General features: G+C 62.4%; 12 protein-coding genes and 1 pseudogene. 9 read left to right on the top strand and 4 right to left on the bottom strand.

The genetic code is table 11. From position 1 onward, the window contains the following. Positions 1-28 precede the first annotated feature (28 nt). The gene (locus tag B0G76_RS17190; RefSeq protein ID WP_310793940.1) at positions 29-949 is read right to left on the bottom strand and encodes an AraC family transcriptional regulator; all 921 of its coding nucleotides are present in this window, start codon (positions 947-949) and stop codon (positions 29-31) included. Positions 950-1,109: 160 nt separating this feature from the next. Here B0G76_RS17190 and B0G76_RS17185 point away from each other — a divergent pair, with 160 nt between their 5' ends. Continuing rightward, the gene (locus B0G76_RS17185) at positions 1,110-2,009 is read left to right on the top strand and encodes a DMT family transporter (RefSeq protein ID WP_120293662.1); all 900 of its coding nucleotides are present in this window, start codon (positions 1,110-1,112) and stop codon (positions 2,007-2,009) included. Between the two features lie 136 nt (positions 2,010-2,145). Here B0G76_RS17185 and B0G76_RS17180 read toward each other — a convergent pair whose 3' ends face one another. Beyond that, on the bottom strand, positions 2,146-3,060 hold the full coding sequence (locus tag B0G76_RS17180; RefSeq protein ID WP_120293661.1) for a LysR substrate-binding domain-containing protein: 915 nt from the start codon (positions 3,058-3,060) through the stop codon (positions 2,146-2,148). Between the two features lie 175 nt (positions 3,061-3,235). Between B0G76_RS17180 and B0G76_RS17175 the strand changes: the two genes are divergently transcribed. The 4 genes from B0G76_RS17175 to B0G76_RS17160 all read left to right on the top strand — a co-directional run bounded on the left by B0G76_RS17175 (position 3,236) and on the right by B0G76_RS17160 (position 8,378). Then, entirely contained in the window at positions 3,236-4,564 is a 1,329-nt protein-coding gene (locus B0G76_RS17175; protein ID WP_120293660.1) for an MFS transporter, read from the top strand. Positions 4,565-4,733: 169 nt separating this feature from the next. Next, positions 4,734-5,993, top strand: coding sequence for a CaiB/BaiF CoA-transferase family protein (locus tag B0G76_RS17170; protein ID WP_120293659.1), 1,260 nt, complete (start codon positions 4,734-4,736; stop codon positions 5,991-5,993). A 130-nt stretch (positions 5,994-6,123) separates the two neighbouring features. Further along, complete coding sequence (gene scpB, locus B0G76_RS17165; RefSeq protein WP_120293658.1) at positions 6,124-6,924, top strand: methylmalonyl-CoA decarboxylase; 801 nt, start codon at positions 6,124-6,126, stop codon at positions 6,922-6,924. Positions 6,925-7,367: 443 nt separating this feature from the next. After that, a complete protein-coding gene (locus B0G76_RS17160) occupies positions 7,368-8,378 on the top strand; it encodes an IS110 family transposase (protein ID WP_259460608.1) in 1,011 nt (336 codons plus the stop codon). 525 nt (positions 8,379-8,903) lie between these two features. Here the strand turns inward: B0G76_RS17160 and B0G76_RS17155 are convergent. Both B0G76_RS17155 and B0G76_RS17150 read right to left on the bottom strand, forming a co-directional pair. Beyond that, positions 8,904-10,221, bottom strand: a pseudogene (locus B0G76_RS17155) (IS701 family transposase). Between the two features lie 376 nt (positions 10,222-10,597). Beyond that, positions 10,598-12,004, bottom strand: coding sequence for an MFS transporter (locus B0G76_RS17150; RefSeq protein ID WP_120293656.1), 1,407 nt, complete (start codon positions 12,002-12,004; stop codon positions 10,598-10,600). A 128-nt stretch (positions 12,005-12,132) separates the two neighbouring features. Here B0G76_RS17150 and B0G76_RS17145 point away from each other — a divergent pair, with 128 nt between their 5' ends. From B0G76_RS17145 to B0G76_RS17130, 4 genes are all read left to right on the top strand, one after another. After that, on the top strand, positions 12,133-13,002 hold the full coding sequence (locus tag B0G76_RS17145) for a LysR family transcriptional regulator (RefSeq protein WP_220700789.1): 870 nt from the start codon (positions 12,133-12,135) through the stop codon (positions 13,000-13,002). Between the two features lie 217 nt (positions 13,003-13,219). Then, entirely contained in the window at positions 13,220-15,403 is a 2,184-nt protein-coding gene (locus B0G76_RS17140) for a hypothetical protein (protein ID WP_120293654.1), read from the top strand. Positions 15,404-15,523: 120 nt separating this feature from the next. Further along, a complete protein-coding gene (locus B0G76_RS17135; RefSeq protein ID WP_120293653.1) occupies positions 15,524-15,781 on the top strand; it encodes a hypothetical protein in 258 nt (85 codons plus the stop codon). 63 nt (positions 15,782-15,844) lie between these two features. Beyond that, entirely contained in the window at positions 15,845-16,444 is a 600-nt protein-coding gene (locus B0G76_RS17130; protein ID WP_120293652.1) for a LysE family translocator, read from the top strand. Positions 16,445-16,448: the final 4 nt, after the last annotated feature.

Below are 16,448 nucleotides of genomic sequence, written 5' to 3'. Positions count from 1 at the left end.
CTCAGCCCGGTTCAGAGGCACCCAGCCACTACCCAGCGCCGACCACCTGCCGATACGCCGCCGGCGCCACGCCGACGCTCTCGCGGAAACGATGGCTGAAATGGCTGGCGTTCGCATAGCCGCATTGTTCCGCGACCTGAGCGAGCGGCAGTCGGGTGGTACGCAGCAGCGTGCGTGCGCGTTCGAGCCGTTGCTGTGCGATCCAGGCTGCGGGTGGTAGTCCGAACGAGGTGCGGAACATGCGCGCCAGATGAAATTCCGACAGCGCGGCTACACCGGCAAGCTCGCCGAGTGTGAGCGTTTGTGCGAGATGACTCTCGATGTAGTCGCGCAAGCGCCGCCGGGTCGCGACCGACAGACCGCCCTTGAGTGACGCATCCGTGCGGCGCACGCCTTGTGCGCGCAGCAGCAGACTCAACACCTGATGCGAGGTTTCATTGGTCCGCAGCAGGCCATCGGGGTCTTTCCAGTCTTCATTGGCGAGCGATTGACACAGACTCGCAATGCAGGCGTCTTCGAAATAGGTGCGATCGGCAAGCGTCAGTTCGCGCGGCTCGCGATCGAGTTCCTGCACGGCGCGCTGCGTGAAGTGTTCGGGCAGGAAGTAAAGATGCATGAAATGCATGTGGCCGCGCACCCACCAGCGCGATTCATGCTCGCCGGGCAACGCGCAAAGCCGCGACGGTGCACCGTAGCGCCCTGGCATCTTCTGACGCTCGGTGCGATAGCCGCCATTCAGATAGCACGACAACGTGTGATGCCCGGGCCGGTCATAGATGGTTTCGGCTTCCTCCGTGTCGCGGGTCCAGACGGCGATGGCGAGCCGGTCGCCCAGCCACGCGAAGCGTTCGAGATTCGCGTTGGCGCTCTGCAGCGTGTGACAGACCGACTGAAGGCCGAACGGCGTTTCGGTGGATTCGATCACGGAGGCGGGCAGTCTGGCGTTCACGGAACGAGCGGGATGCATGCGATGACAGGGGAAGCGTCAGTATAGGGCGTGCGATCGCCGGCGGTGCGTCACTCCGAAAAAGTGCGCAATCCTGGACAAGTGCGGCCGCCAGCGCTGCCGCATAGTGGAGTTTCCGCTTACTGCTGCTGCAGGCCTCGTCATGAATCTTTCGCTCTATGCCGTCACCGTGCTGATCTGGGGCACCACGTGGATCGCGATCAAATGGCAATTGGGTGCGGTACCGCCGCCGGTGTCGATTGCGTGGCGTTTCTGGATCGCGGCGCTCGTGCTGTTCGCGCTGCTGCGCATCATGCGCCGGCCGATCTGGCCGCCGCGCGCCGCCTGGCGCTTCCTGGCCGCGCAAGGCCTGGCGCTCTTCTGTCTGAATTTTTTGTGCTTCTACTACGCCGAGCAGGTGGTGCCGAGCGGCCTCGTCGCCGTGGTGTTTTCCACCGCGCCGCTGCTGAATTCGATCAACGGCCGGCTCTTTATGGGCCGTCCTTTGCAACCGTCGGCGATTGCTGGTGCGGCGCTGGGGCTCGTCGGCATTGTGTGCCTGTTCGTCCAGCAGATGGCAGGACACCTGGGTGACCACGCAGTGTGGTTGGGACTCGCTATCGCCTTCCTTGGCACCTTGTGTTTTTCGGCCGGCAATCTCCTGTCGAGCCGGATGCAATCGATGGGCTTGCACCCGTTCGCCACCAATAGCTGGGCAATGCTGATCGGCGCCGGGATCCTGACGGTGGGCAGCGCGCTGGCCGGCTTTTCATTCTCCATCGAGCCTGACGCGCGTTATCTCGGTGCGCTCGCCTATCTGGCCGTGCTCGGCTCGGTGATCGGCTTTACTGCGTATCTGATGCTGGTCGGGTGCATTGGGCCGGAGCGGGCTGCCTACTGCACCGTGCTGTTTCCGATTGTGGCGCTGACGGCGTCGACGGTATTCGAGGGCTACCGCTGGTCCGCGTTGGCGGTGCTCGGGCTCCTGCTCGTGGTGGCGGGAAATCTGGTGGCGTTCGATCTTACGCGGCGACTCTTTGCGCGGCGCTTGAGGGCGTCCTGAGAGCGCAGCGGTGCGCTCGGTGCAGCGACAACCCCAAAGGATGACACCTTTGATGACGGCGCTTTGGCGGGGAGTCCTTTCGAAGAGGCGCTTTGGAAGAGGTGGCTCGGAGGAGGTGTTTTCGAGGAGCGATGCCCTAATCCGCGGTCCACTCCGGCCGCTTGCCAAGGGTATCGAACAGTTCGAGTATCGTCGCCTTCACCTTCTGCACGGCATTGCTCAGTAACGCGGTGTCGTGCCAGCAGAGCGACAGGTCGCGCGAGAACAACCGGTGATCGACCTTCGCAAGCTTGAGCTTGTGCTCATCGAGTTCGACGTGCGCGGCCGTCCACGGCAGGATCGTCACGCCTAACCTGGCCATGACCGCCGCGAATAACAAGGCGGTGGAACTGGCCTCGAACAGAATCTCGCACGGCAGCGCCGCTTCACGCAGGGCCCACTCGACGCGGCTGCGAATCGTATTCGGCGCGCTCGGCAGGATGAGCGGCATGTGCGCGAGTTCGGCGATCGACACCGGCTCGCGCGGCATCTGAAATTCCGGCCACGCGATCAGATAGAGCGCCTCGGTGAGCAGCTTTTGCGCGGCGACCCCGCGCGTTTCGACCGCGTCTACCACGACGGCCAGTTCCACCCGTCCGCTGCCGATCAGGCTGCCCAGTTCCGCGCTCGGTGCTTCGAGCAACTCCAGCGCGATGCCGGGGTAACGATCGCGGATCGTGCGGGCAAGCGGGATCGCCACCATCCGCGCCGTGCTCGACGGCATGGCGACCGACACTTTGCCCTGCGGAAGCTCGGCGTCCTGCCGCAGCAGTTCGCGCGTGCTGTCGGCCTGCCGCAGCAACTCGATCGCGTGCCGGTAAAGCGTCTGCCCGGCTGCGGTCGGCGCCACACCTTGAACGCTGCGCTCCAGCAACTGCATGCCCAGATCGCGCTCCAGATTGCGCATCTGCTGGCTGATTGCGGGTTGGGCGATGTGCAGCGCTTCGCTCGCGCGCGTGACGTTGCCGCACTCCACCACTTTGACGAAATACCGCAGTTGCCGCAGGTCCATGGATGTCGCTCGCTCCTTCATTTCATAAGAAAATCCGATCGAACAAGAGAAATATCATATTTTTCGATTATCGAGTGCGTTCTTATACTCAACCCACAAAAAACCGAAGCGTGCCCAGCCTGAACTGTCTGGCGCAGCTTCAAAACGGCCGGCGTCTGCCGGCTAGGAGACAAGAATGTCCAAAACGATCGCTGTATCGGCGTCCGGGCTCAAACCTCGGCGCACGCCTCTCACCCGCGAGCAGATCGGCGGTTTCTGGGCGGTTTACTCGGGATGGGTACTGGATGGCGTGGATTCCGTGATCTACGCACTCGTGCTGATTCCGGCGCTCACCGAGTTGCTGCCCGTCTCGGGGATTGCCGCGACGCCCGGGAATCTCGGCATGTATGGCTCGATCCTGTTCGCGCTGTTTCTGATCGGCTGGGGGTTGTCGTTCATCTGGGGGCCGCTCGCCGACCGCTTTGGCCGGGTCAAGACGCTGGCCGCCAGCATCCTCATCTACTCGGTGTTCACCGGCGCGGCGGCGTTCGCGCACAACGTCTGGGAACTGGCCGCCTTCCGGCTGATTGCCGGCATCGGCGTGGGTGGCGAATGGGCGTTGGCGGGGACCTATGTCGCCGAGAGCTGGCCGGAAGATCGCCGCAAGATGGGTGCGGGCTATTTGCAGACCGGCTACTACGTCGGATTCTTTCTTGCCGCTTTGCTGAACTACACGGTCGGCGCGACCTACGGCTGGCGCGCGATGTTCCTGTGCGGTCTCGCACCGGCGCTGCTGGCGATTTTCACGGTGCTCAGGGTGAAGGAGCCGGGTCAGTGGCGCAAGGCCACGCATGGCGTCGGCCAGACGAACGCCGCGGCGGTGGCAAAGCGCCGGCCGCTGCTCGAGATATTCGCGCCGGCCTATCGGCGTCGAACGTTGACGAGTGCGAGCCTGGTGGGGGTCGCGATCATCGGCTTGTGGGCGGGTTCGGTGTACGAAGCGAGCGCGGTCGTGACGCTGGCGACGCGCGCCGGGATCGACCGCGTCGGTGCGGTGCATCTTGCCTCGATCGGCGCGGCGGTGTTGTCGGTTGGGACGATCCTTGGGTGTCTGGCGGCGCCGTGGCTGGCGGAGCGGCTCGGGCGCCGCGTCGCGCTCGGCGCGTACTTTGCCGGCATGGCGGTGTCGATCGTGTTTGCTTTCGGCTGGGTCTTCTATCTGCCGAACGGACTCAACCTGTTCATGGTGTCGCTGCTGTTCCTTGGCTTCTTCGGCGGCAATTTTGCGATCTTCTCGCTGTGGCTGCCGGAGCAATATCCAACCCGGATACGCGCTACCGCGTTTGCCTTCAATGCGTCGGTGGGCCGCCTGCTCGGCGCCGGCGTGAACTTCTTGCTGGCGGCCGCGATTCATTGGCAAGGCTCGCTCGGCTTGCCGATTGCGTGGACCGCTGTGGCCTTTGTGATCGGCCTGCTGATCTTGCCGTTTGCTGTCGAGACCCGTCATCAGACGTTGCCGGAATAACGCCTTGGCGAGTGCGTTATTTGGGCTGTCCGCACGGGTCTCTAGACGCTGTGGGCATAGCGCTGGCGCACCACTCGGGCTATGCGCACCGGTCCTTAGACGCTGTGTGCGTAGTGCAAACGCGTCGCTCGTGCTGTCCGCAGCCGTTATCAATTCGCTGGAGAACTGAATGCAAGCGTTAAAAGGAATCAAGATCGTCGAACTGAGCCGTGCGCTGTCGGGGCCGTTCTGCTCGATGGTGCTGGCCGATCTCGGCGCGGACGTCATCAAGGTCGAGCCGGGACCGGGCGGCGACATGAGCCGAACCTGGGGGCCATTCGACCGGGGTGTGAGTACCTACTATCTCTCCTGCAACCGCAACAAGCGCGGCGTGTGCATCGACTTTCGCAATCCGGAAGGACTGGCCGCGATCCACCGGCTGATCGACGATGCCGACGTGGTGATCGAGAACTTCAAGCCTGGCACCATCGAGAGCATGGGGCTCGGTTATGACGTGCTCAGCGCGCGCAATCCGCGGCTGGTGATGGGCAGCATCAACGCGTTCGGCGCCGATGGCCCGATGAGCGGCTGGCCTGGTTTCGACCAGATCGCGCAGGGTTATTCCGGGCTGATGAGCCTGACCGGTTTCGCCGATGGCGACCCTACGCGCACCGGCACCGCGATCGGCGATCTGAGCTCGGGTATGTGGCTCGCGATGGCGATACTGTCCGCGTTACTGGCGCGTGAGCGAACCGGGCTTGGCCAGCATGTGAGCACGTCGTTGCTCGCGAGTCTGGTGGGGCTGCTGAGCGTGCATGGCCAGCGCTACCTGAGCTTGGGCGATATCCCGCGCCGCACAGGTAACGCGCATTCGGTGATTGCACCGTATGGCGTGTTCGAAACCGCCGATGGACCGCTCAACATCGCGCCGATTACGTCCGACATGTGGCTGCGCTTGTGCCAGTTGCTCGATTTGCCCGCATTGCCAGACGATCCGCGCTTCGCGACCAACGAAGCCCGCGTTGAGCATCGCGATGAATTGAAGGCTGCGTTGGAAGCGCGTTTGAAGACGCGCAGCAAACGGGAGTGGACAGAACTTTTCATCGGCGTGGGTTTGCCGGCGGGGCCGATCAATACGTTGGACGAAGTGTTCGCCGATCCGCAAGTGCAGCATTGCCGGTTGGTCGAAACGGTCGACCATCCGACGCTTGGCGCGCTGCGCCAGGTTGTGACGCCGGTGTCGAGTTCGGCGGTGACGGGCGATTCTTCGCATCATGTCAGCCGTCATGCGCCGCCGGGCCTTGGCGAACATACTGTCGATGTATTGCGCGAGGCGGGGTTTGATGAGAACTCGATCGAGGCGCTGCTTGCGGCAAAAGCGGTGCATCAACAGGGGGAGTATTTGCTGCCGGAGAAGGTTCGGGAACACGCGGTTGGCGCTACGCTATGAGTGCCGATGCAAAACTCCAAACACGTCAGTCGGCGTCGCGCAATAAGCGCGCCGCAAAGCTTGGAACGCGCGGCGGGAGTTACACGATGAGCAGGCCGAAAACCTTGGAACATGCTGCAGAGGTCACACAATGAACACACCGAACGCATCGCCGTTTGCGGTAACCGTCGATATGGTGGATGAACGGATGGCACGCTTGACGTTCAGTCATCCTACGCGCAGGAATGCGCTCAGCGCGGAGTTGTTGAACGAACTTGATGCTCGCCTTGCCGACCTTGCGGCGCGGCGGATACCGGTCGTGATACTTGGCAGCGGCGTTGGACAGGACGTTTGGAGCGCGGGTCATGACCTTGGAGAGTTGATGCACGACCGCGATCCGATTGCCTATGACAAGCCGTTGGAGCGGGTGTTGCGCCGCGTGCGGGCTTACCCGGGCGTGGTAATTGCGATGGTGTCGGGTTCTGCTTGGGGCGGCGCGGTCGATCTGGCGATGAGTTGCGACCTTGTTGTTGCTGACGGCAGCGCGCGCTTCGCGATGACCCCGGCAAACATTGGTTTGCCTTATACGACGAGCGGCTTGCTGCGGTTCTTCAACAATGTGCCGATTCACGTGCTGAAGGAAATGTTCTTTAGCGCGCAGCCGCTTGACGCGGCGCGCGCCGAGCGTTTCGGCGTAATCAACCGTCTGGTCGACGGCGACGATCTGGAAGCAACGGCGCTTGACATGGCGCGCGGAATCGCGAACAAGGCACCCTTGGCGATTCAGGCCGTGAAGGAACAACTACGGATACTTGAAGACTTGCAGCCTATGCCTGTGCAGGCGATGGAACAGATTGCCGAGCTTCGCCGACAGGCATGCGAAAGTGCGGATTTTAGCGAGGGGCTGGCGGCGTTCTCGGAAAGACGGCCCCCGGTGTTCAAAGGAGAGTGAACGAGGCGCTTGCCGCGGCCCGAGACGATGTTCGAGGAGAGCGGTTCAATGAATGGTGACGTCCCAAACGACAACGCCAAAGGTGAGTCATTCCGGGAGCAAAAAAATGAACGAAGGACACCACGGTGAGCTTTTCCGGGAGCACCAAGGCGCGAAGCGCATAACCGCAAGCGCTTTGCTGAACAACTCACCAACTTACGTGCACGCAACAGGCTACTAGATACTATGAGGGCAGCGAAGGCGAAGGCGGTGGAGTAAAACGGAGTCGTCATCCGTTTTCTTCGTAGGAGCACGCAAATGAACGCACCGGACATGGCCCGTGGTGGGCAGGATTCAAAGGTGATCGGCTCGCTATCGGCTCGCTGTATGTCGCCTTCGAGTTAGGCGATAGAAGCTGGAGGCTTGCACTGGGAGATGGAGTTCGCGCCCCGAGCCAGTGTACTGTGAGCGCAGGCGATACCGAGGCAGTCCTGAAGGCAATTGCCAAAGCAAAGGCGCGCTGCCATCTGTGCAACGATGCGCCGGTGCGCAGTTGTTATGAGGCGGGGCGTGATGGTTTCTGGCTGCACCGCTGGGCGAGTGCACATGGGATTGCCAATCTGGTGGTGGACCCTGCAAGCATCGAGGTTAGCCGGCGGGCACGGCGTGCCAAGACCGACCGGCTTGACGCTGAGAGGTTGCTGTCGATGCTCATGCGCTACTACGCTGGCGAAAGGCGGCTGTGGGCGATCGCGCGCATCCCAAGCCCCGAGCAGGAAGATGAGCGCCGCGTACACCGTGAGCTCGGAAGGCTGCGGCAGGAGCGCACCGCTCACAGCAACCGGATCCGCTCGCTGCTGGTGCTGCACAATTTGCGCACGGAACACATTGGTGGGCGCACGTGGGTGGACTGGTGGGCAGCGCACGCCGCGCAGCTGCAGCCAGGTTTGCGCGCCGAAATTGAACGTGAGCTCGAGCGGCTCTCTCTTGTCGCCAGGCAGATCAGGTCGCTTGAGACAATGCAGGCTCATCAGGTGCGCGACGGCGACCAACCGGCCATCGCAGTGCTGGCACGACTGGCGGGCATCGGCACAGGCAGCGCATGGACTCTGGTCAAGGAGCTGTTCGGATGGCGGCAGTTTCGCAATCGCCGCGAACTCGCCGGCTGTCTGGGTCTGGCGCCGACGCCCTATGCAAGCGGCACCAGTGAAGTCGAGCAGGGTATCAGCAAGGCGGGCAACAAGCGGGTGCGGTGGCTGATGGTGGAGCTCGCCTGGAGCTGGCTACGCTTCCAGCCGGTCAGCGAGATGAGTAAATGGTTCAACCAGCGCTTTGGCAGAACTGGCAAGCGCTCGCGACGCATTGGCATTGTCGCGCTTGCGCGCCGTCTCGCGATCGCACTATGGCGTTATCTGGAACATGGCGAGATTCCGGCAGGAGCAAGGCTCAAAGCGGCGGCAACACCGGCGCTGTAACCTGGGCGACGACAGTCAGGCAGGATTGAAAAAGGTTCGCGTGCCCGGACAGTAAGTGGGTTGCCCTGACGGGTGACCGTAGTTCTAGATGGGGTACGTCGTTAACGGAGTGGTTCCAGCGCTTTGCGCATGCGGTATGTGGTGACCGGCCTCGCGCCGGCACGGATAGAAGTTGGCCCGGGGCAATCGCCCGGATGTCAGACACTCCGACCTCGAACGTTTTAATGACTCACCTGATGCAAAGGATTCCAGACCGAATTCGATCCGCTCAGCAAACAGCCGGTTATCCACCGCTGGTCAGCGGTTCGAGTGTCAGGACCGCGACGCTGACCAGCGGTGGATAACCTGACTCTGTCAAACGGAGGCAAGACCTATGGAAAGCACATCGAAATGGGGTTGACTACCAACTCCCCATAGAAGTCTTACTGTGTCACATATTTAGTTGCGCGCTCGATCACCGTACAGGAAGCATGCCATCGTTGCATGAGGCGTAGTCCAAGCAGGATGCGCAACGTGGTAATGGAATCAGGAACGTGGCGTTGAGCGCGCTGGACTGCCCCGGGGGACGTAATCCGGGGGAAGGGCAGGCAGCGCACGTTCAAGGAAGTTTTTTTTATCGCGTCCATCTGATTGCATTCGGAGTCGCTGAGCCATCAGAAACCCATACGCAGCGATACTCAGTGTGGCGTGGTGGTGAAAGCCACGCCAGCCTCGCCCTTCATAATGACCGAGCCCGAACTCCTGTTTCAGGTCCTGATAGTCGCGCTCGATGCGCCAGCGCATCTTGGTCACGAACACAAGCTGCTCAAGTGCCGCCTCTTCGGGAGCGGTAGTGAGAAAGTATTTGAGCGGCTCCGAATCGCCATCAGGCCATTCAATGAGCAGCCATTGTTCGTCGCGAACGGTACTTCGCCAATAGTCGCGATGTGCGGGACGAACCCGTACGGGCGGCAAAGCGTGAGGAAAGTGCGGCGTTGCTGCCTTCGCGCCAGGTAACGGCTTGCCAGGCGTTCACGGGTAATTGCATGGCCAGTTCCTTCACCACGATCGGTTCGTGGCCGGGCGCACGGCGCAACAACGTTGGCGGCTTGCCGCGCCCGCTCCAGGGCCTGGGCGGAAGCGGTGCCGTACCTGGTGCCCACACAGAGGTGCCCGGCCTGATCCCTACCGCGTACAACAATCCCAGTTCCGTTAAGCCATCCCGGAAAGCGGTTTCGTCGCCGTACCCAGCATCGGCCAGCACGATGCCCGGCGCAACGCCGGATGCTATAGCCTCGCGAAGCTGGGCCAGCGCAATCTGCGGCTTGGTCTCGAAAGCCAGATCGTCGGGAATGCCCGCGCGACGGGCACGTTCCCGGTCGTCAATCCATTCCTTGGGCACATGCAGCTGCCAGGCAATTGGCAAACTGCCGCGCTGTGTTGCGATCGACAGGCTCACGGCGACCTGACAGTTATCCTGTTTTCCGAGCTGCCCGCAGTACTGACGTGCCACCCCGACCGAATGACGTCCCTTCTTCGGGAAACCCGTGTCGTCAATAATCCAGTAGTAGCCGGTTTCTTCAGCAGCATGTGCGTCTAGCGCGGGCATCACCCATTCGCGTACCCGCTGCAGGACCGCACGATCAGACCAGTCTGCCTTGGCCACAAAGTGGTGGAGTGACTGGTGCTTCGCACTCGCGTGAAGTGGGTCAATGTGCGCGGCCATCGGCTCGACGCTCTTGCGCGATAGCGGCAACACCAGGCCCGAACAGTAACCCTTGAGGCCGGCATGACGATCGGCGTGCCCTAACGCCTGCGCCAGATGATTCAGATACACGTCAAATTCGTCGACATCTTCTCTCATCGCGATCGCCCGAAGTCTGTATTATTCAATACTACCAGGTATCGCTTCGCTGCAAATGATTTTTGTGACACAGTGAGACTAACGGTTTTATAAAGTGCGCTTCGGCGCGCGCAGCGCCGCCGGAAGTATGACGGCTTTGTCACTCACGCCGAATGTGCGAGAACACAGATTCCAGATGCACCACTACCGTGGCTGCGCGGGTGACCCGCTTATGAGCTAACGGTGTGAAGCCGCTTTCTTTGCTTATCTTTCTTTGCAGGCAAAGAGAAGTAGGTGCCGCCCCGCACAGGGGCAACGCTAATAGACCACAAAGAATTCAAGGAAAGGCAAAAAAACCCATATCAACGACCAGCCCCAAAACCCAAACAAAAAAACCTCACCACCGCAGGCGCCCCGCCCACGCCGCCAACCCCGCCGCGCCCGCATACGTCACAAACCCCATTCCAGCCACCCACCCCAACGCCACCGCCACATGCGGCGCAAGAATCGTCGCGGCCCCGGCCATAGCAACACCAACAAGCCCCCCCGCCTGCCGCAACGCATTCAACAACCCTGAGGCCACACCGGCCAACTCCCCCGGCACCTGCTCGAGCACAGTCGAAATCATCGGCGGCACCGACAATGCCGTCCCCCCACCAAACATCACCATCGCTGCATAAGTGAGGACCCATGGCGCACGCCATTCCAGACTCACAGCCATGGCCGGCACGGCAATAGCAGCCAATACAAGCCCAATCGTCATAAACTGCGTCGCAGTAAACCGCCCATGCAACCTGCCAACAATCACATTACCAAGCGACAGACTCCCGGCCAACGGCAACAACGTAAGACCAATCTGCCGCGCGTTGAAACCGAACTCGCCATGCAGATACAAACTCAACTCAAACAACAATCCAAAGTAGCCGATGTAAACGAGCGTCCCCATCACATTCATCGTCACGAACAGGCGATTGCGGAACCACTCGACCGGCACCATCGGATGATGCGCACGCCGCTCGACGGCAACGAGCGTCAGCACGGCCAGTACGGCGAGTAACGCCGCGCCCCACACCTCGCTAGCGGCGATCCCACGCGACGGCAATTCGATCGCCGCATAGCAGAGCGCCCCGAGCGCGACGATGCTCGCCAACTGTCCGCGCCAGTCAAAATGGCGGCCGACGCTGCGCGTCGAATGACGCACGACGGCCCAGGCACCAGCGAACGCAGCCAGACCAGTCGGCACATTGATCAGAAATGCACTGCGCCAGCCGAACCCTTGCACGAGGAGGCCGCCCAGCACCGGTCCGATTGCCGCCGCCACCGACGCAATCCCCGCCCACGCCGCGATAGCACGCCCACGCTCGACAGGGTCGTCAAAGGTGCTGCGCACAATGGCAAGCGACGCCGGCAGGAACAGCGCCGCACCGCTGCCCTGCACGAAACGCGCGGCGACCAGCGCGCCGACGTTCGGCGCCAGTCCGCACGCCGCGGACGCGGCGACGAACAACGCAAGTCCCCATAGATAGATCGCCTTCGCGCCGAAGCGATCGGACGCGACGCCGCCCGCGAGGATCAACGCGGCGAAACTCAACGTGTACGCATCGACGATCCACGCGAGACCGCCGACAGACGCGCCCAGGCTGGCGTGCATCGCCGGCAGCGCGACGTTGACGATGGTGGTGTCGAGCACGGCCATAAACATGCCGCTTGCCACCAGCGCGAGCGTCAGGCGCCGGCGCTGGGCGGACCGCTCCGTGTCGGCAAGCTCGGTGGCGAGCGGTGGTCCAGCGGCGCATTCGGTCATCGCGCATTCCTTGGGCTGTATCTGCAATTGAATCGGTCGACGAAGTCTAGTCACATCCGCGAATGCAATAAAGCAGTGTTTTCGCATGTGTATGATGCAAATATGCATTGCGGACGACACAGCCAATGATTAACTGGGACAACGCACGATTTTTTCTCGCCGTAGCGCGCACGGGAACGCTGCGCGGCGCGGCGGCGCAACTCGCTGTCGATCAGGCGACGGTCGGCCGGCGGATCGCCGCGCTCGAAGAGTCGCTCTCGGCGACGCTGTTTCTGCGCACTCCCGCCATGTTCGTGCTGACGCCCGCTGCCGAAGCGTTGCTCGGGGCGGCGGAGACGATGGAGCAGGCGGCCTTATCGATCGAGCGGCGGATTGCCGGACTCGACGATCGACTGGCGGGCACGATCCGCGTCGCCACCACCGATTCGCTCGGCAAACACTTCGTAGTGCCGGCCATCGCCAAAGTACGGCGGGTGCATCCGGGCATCGAGATCGTCTGCGTGACGTCCGCGCAGATCACCAATCTGACGCGGCGTGAAGCGGACGTGGCAATCCGCACGCTGCGGCCCGATGCGCCCGACCTGATCGCGCGCAAGCTCGCGCAGCTGGAGATGGGCATTTACGCGTCGCGCGAATACCTTGCCGCACGCGGCGAGCCGCGCGAGGGCGAGGCGTTCGAGGGTCACGATCTGGTGGTGTATCAACAGCCGGTCGCGCCGTCGATGTGGGGGGCGTTGTGCGGCGAGCCGACTTCGCGCGGGCGTGTCGTGTTCCAGACGCAATCCACGGCGATGCTGTTCGAAGCGGCGCTTGCCGGATTCGGTATCGCCGAGCTGCCGCGTTTTCGTGCCGATGACGAACCGGAACTGGTGCGCGTGATGCCGCATCGAGCGGACCCATTTGACGTCTGGATGGTCGCGCACGCCGATCTGTACAAGACCGCGCGGATCCAGGTGCTGATTGCGGCGGTGGCGGAGGAATTCGTAGGGGCGCGTTGAGACGCACCGGCGGTTTATGCGCTTCGAATGCGCTTCGAATGTTTTAGCCAATCAACTGCTTTCCGCGAATTTTTTGCGAATTAATTTCCGCCTTTTCTATGCGAGGATAAAAAGCCAACTTTCACGTATGCGCGACAATTAATCGATCCGCATACACGCGATAGTGCGCCGGACACGCCGGCCGTGCGCGCTTCGCCCCTCGCAAGGAAAACCCGTCGTGAAACTTTTCGCTCGCCTTGGCGCGGCTGTTCTTGTCGTTGACAGTCTCCTTCCTCTCAGTGCATCCGCGCAGTCGCAACTGACCTACACCACATCCTGGATCGGCAATAGCTTTGGTTTTGGCGACGGCAAATGGATGCAGCAGGACATCCAGGCGATCAGCGTCGGCGCCGACGGCACCGTGTACACCAACGCGCCCTGGGATGAAAGCGGCAGCGAAATCGCCGCCTATCGTGCGGGCGACAAGATCGCCGTGGCCGGCTCGACGCATGGCTGGGGCGCAGCGGGCGGCGATGCGGTCGCGACGAACCGTACGTACCTGTACGCGGCGATGTCGATCGGCAATGAGAGCAACGGACTGGTCGGCGCGGACTATCCGCCGGCGAACCAGACCTGGTACGGCATCACGCGCCGCACGATTGCCAATCTGGCGACCGGTGCGCCGTTCAGCGGCGGCATCGGCAATAGCGCCAATGCGACGAAGAACAGTTTCCTGATGCTCAACGCGGTGACGACCGGCACCGATGCCGGGATTCGCGGCATGGCCGCCACCGATACCGAACTGTATGTGGCCGATACCTACGGCAACCGGATCGTTGTGTTCGACGCGAACTCGATGCAGCGCTTGCGCTCGTGGAACGTGACGTCGCCGGGACGCATCGCGGTTGACACTGATTCGACGCTGTGGGTGATGAGCGGCATCTCATCGGGAAACCTAAGCATTATTCACTATGTCGCCGACGGCACCGCGCTCGCGGGTACATTGACGTTGCCCGCCGGCGCGGTGCCGACCGACATTGCGATCACGCCCGCCGGACAGATTCTTGTCGCCGACAACGGACCGTCGCAGCAGATCCTCGTCTACAACAAGGACGCTAGCGGTCAGCCGCAGCCTGGCGCGTCGATCGGCACGCGCAACGGCATCTTCCACCCGGTCAAAGGCGTGCCGGGCAACTGGCGCTTCAACGGTATTACGGGCCTCGGTCTCGATCCCGCGGGCAACCTGTACGTCGCGCAGAACGGCGAAGGTCCGCGGCCGCTTGGTTCGGCGTCGGTCGGTCAAGGTGCGGTGCTCGAGAGTTACGTGTACGGCACGCACGCACTCAACTGGCGCCTGTACGGGCTGACGTTCGTCGATAGCGCCGCGTTCGATCCGGCAACGCCGAATTCCGTGTACACCGGCTCGAAGCGTTTCGCGCTCGATTACAGCCAACCGGTCGGCCACGAATGGTCGTACGCGGCCTTCACGCTGAACCGTTTCGATTATCCCGACGACCCCGCTTTTCACCAGCCGCGCGGGGTGCGTGGTGAGCCGATGGTGCGGCGAATCAACGGCCAGCCGTTTCTCTACACGCTCGATCCGGGCGCGCACTATCTGAACGTCTATCGCTTCGACGCGGCGCATGGAGAAATGGCGATACCGTCCGGCTTGCTGGCGCAGGATCCGCTGCCGGGCACGTGGCCCGCGGCGCAACCCACCTATGGCGAATGGCTGTGGCGCGACAGCAATGGCAACGGCACCGTCGACGCAAGCGAGATCACCGGCAATCCGTCAACGGGCAGCACGGTCGGCAACGGCTTCTGGTGGGTCGATACGCCCGGCAACGTGTGGCTTTCGACGCCGACGAGCGGCATCCGCGAGATGCCGTTGCAGGGGCTCGATTCGGTCTGCAATCCGATCTACACGTACGCGAGTTCGAAGATTTTCGCGATGCCGGCGCCGTTCACGCGGATCGCGCGAATCGTCTACGTTGCCGAAACGGACACCATGTACATATCGGGATTTACGAGCGCGATCCCGTGGGACTCGACGCACTGGAAGGAGGCCGGCCCGGTGCTCGCGCGCTATGACAACTGGAGTTCCGGCACGCCGACGCAGCAATACACGGTCTCATTGCCATGGAACACGCAGACCAGTCCGCAGACGACGACGGTCGGCGTCGCGGTGGCGGGTAACTACGTCTTCGTCGCAGAGTTGTACACGGCGAAGGTGGATGTGTACGACGCGCGCACCGGGCAGGCGGTCGGTTATATGACGCCGGGTGCGAGCGTCGGCGGCACGACCGGCTGGGTGGATGTTTATCTCGGCATCAGCGCGGTGCAGCGCGGCAATGGAGAATATGTCGTCCTGCTTGAAGACGACGCGCGCGCGAAAATCCTGATGTATCGATGGACGCCTTAAGCTTGATCGCGTGGATCGCGCTGGGTCCGAGCACGAATGGACGCCAGCGCACGATCGGTATATAACAACGTGAAAGGATGGCTTTGTTCACTGATGCATCAACCTGAGAGAAGCTTCATCATGACGCAAGACGTAACCCCTCAGCCGCCCCCGGGTGACCGCCCCGACCTGGAACACCTCGACGCAGCGCTCAGTCACGTGAACCAGCAGGTATCGTCCGGCAGCATCGCTTCGGGTGCCGCCAAGGGCATTCTGTATAGCCTGATCGAAACCCTCGGCGCGTTCGTCGGCGATCCTGATTTGCCGGAGCACGCACGTTCGGGTTACGAGGGTCTGCTGGAAGCTGCCCGCGAATTGCGCGCGAAGCTCGACCGCTGAGGGCGGTGGCGCGCCGCGCGCTGTGATAAAAAGGCGCATTGTTGCCAACATTGTGCCTTTTTTATGCTTTCCTCGTCTGCTATCGCATTGCTGGCTGTCGGCATTGTCGTCGTGCTGATTACGCCGGGTCCCACCAATACACTGCTCGCGGCGGCCGGTTTGCGCCAGGGCGTGCGGCGTTCGTTGCCGCTGATCGCCGCTGAACTGGCCGGCTATCTTCTGTCGATTTCAGTGTGGGGACATTTTCTCGCGCAAGCCGCGCACGCGTTGCCATGGTTGCCTTCGCTAGTGCGCGTAGCGGCCGGCGTGTACATCGCGTATCTCGCTGTGGATATGTGGCGCGCGGCGGTGGCCTTGCCCGATTCGACGCAGCGCGCGAGCGGCTTGCGCACACTATTCGTCGCGACGCTGCTCAACCCGAAAGGCTTGCTGTTCGCCGGAACGATCTTTCCCGCCATCGCGTTCGCGCATGTTGCCGCCTATGCCACGGCGATGCTGATGTTCGCCTGCCTGCTGGTGCCGATCGCGCTTGCGTGGATCGCGTTTGGCGCGGCGCTCGGTAGCGGCAAACTCACCTGGCTCAATCCGGTGAAGATGCAGCGCGGCGCCTCGATCATGCTGGGCGTGTTTTCCTTGTCGCTCGCGTGGACGGCGCTGCATTAAGACC

Source organism: Paraburkholderia sp. BL23I1N1, assembly GCF_003610295.1.
GTDB lineage: Bacteria > Pseudomonadota > Gammaproteobacteria > Burkholderiales > Burkholderiaceae > Paraburkholderia.
Note: the sequence above shows the minus strand (reverse complement) of the source record. Positions and strands in the feature narration are given on the sequence as shown.

Bases quoted from the DNA above. Each gene is read 5' to 3' on its own strand.
- B0G76_RS17185 (WP_120293662.1), top strand. From the start codon at position 1,110: ATGAATCTTTCGCTCTATGCCGTCACCGTGCTGATCTGGGGCACCACG.
- B0G76_RS17180 (WP_120293661.1), bottom strand. From the start codon at position 3,060: ATGGACCTGCGGCAACTGCGGTATTTCGTCAAAGTGGTGGAGTGCGGC.
- B0G76_RS17175 (WP_120293660.1), top strand. From the start codon at position 3,236: ATGTCCAAAACGATCGCTGTATCGGCGTCCGGGCTCAAACCTCGGCGC.
- B0G76_RS17170 (WP_120293659.1), top strand. From the start codon at position 4,734: ATGCAAGCGTTAAAAGGAATCAAGATCGTCGAACTGAGCCGTGCGCTG.
- scpB (WP_120293658.1), top strand. From the start codon at position 6,124: ATGAACACACCGAACGCATCGCCGTTTGCGGTAACCGTCGATATGGTG.
- B0G76_RS17150 (WP_120293656.1), bottom strand. From the start codon at position 12,004: ATGACCGAATGCGCCGCTGGACCACCGCTCGCCACCGAGCTTGCCGAC.
- B0G76_RS17135 (WP_120293653.1), top strand. From the start codon at position 15,524: ATGACGCAAGACGTAACCCCTCAGCCGCCCCCGGGTGACCGCCCCGAC.
- B0G76_RS17130 (WP_120293652.1), top strand. From the start codon at position 15,845: ATGCTTTCCTCGTCTGCTATCGCATTGCTGGCTGTCGGCATTGTCGTC.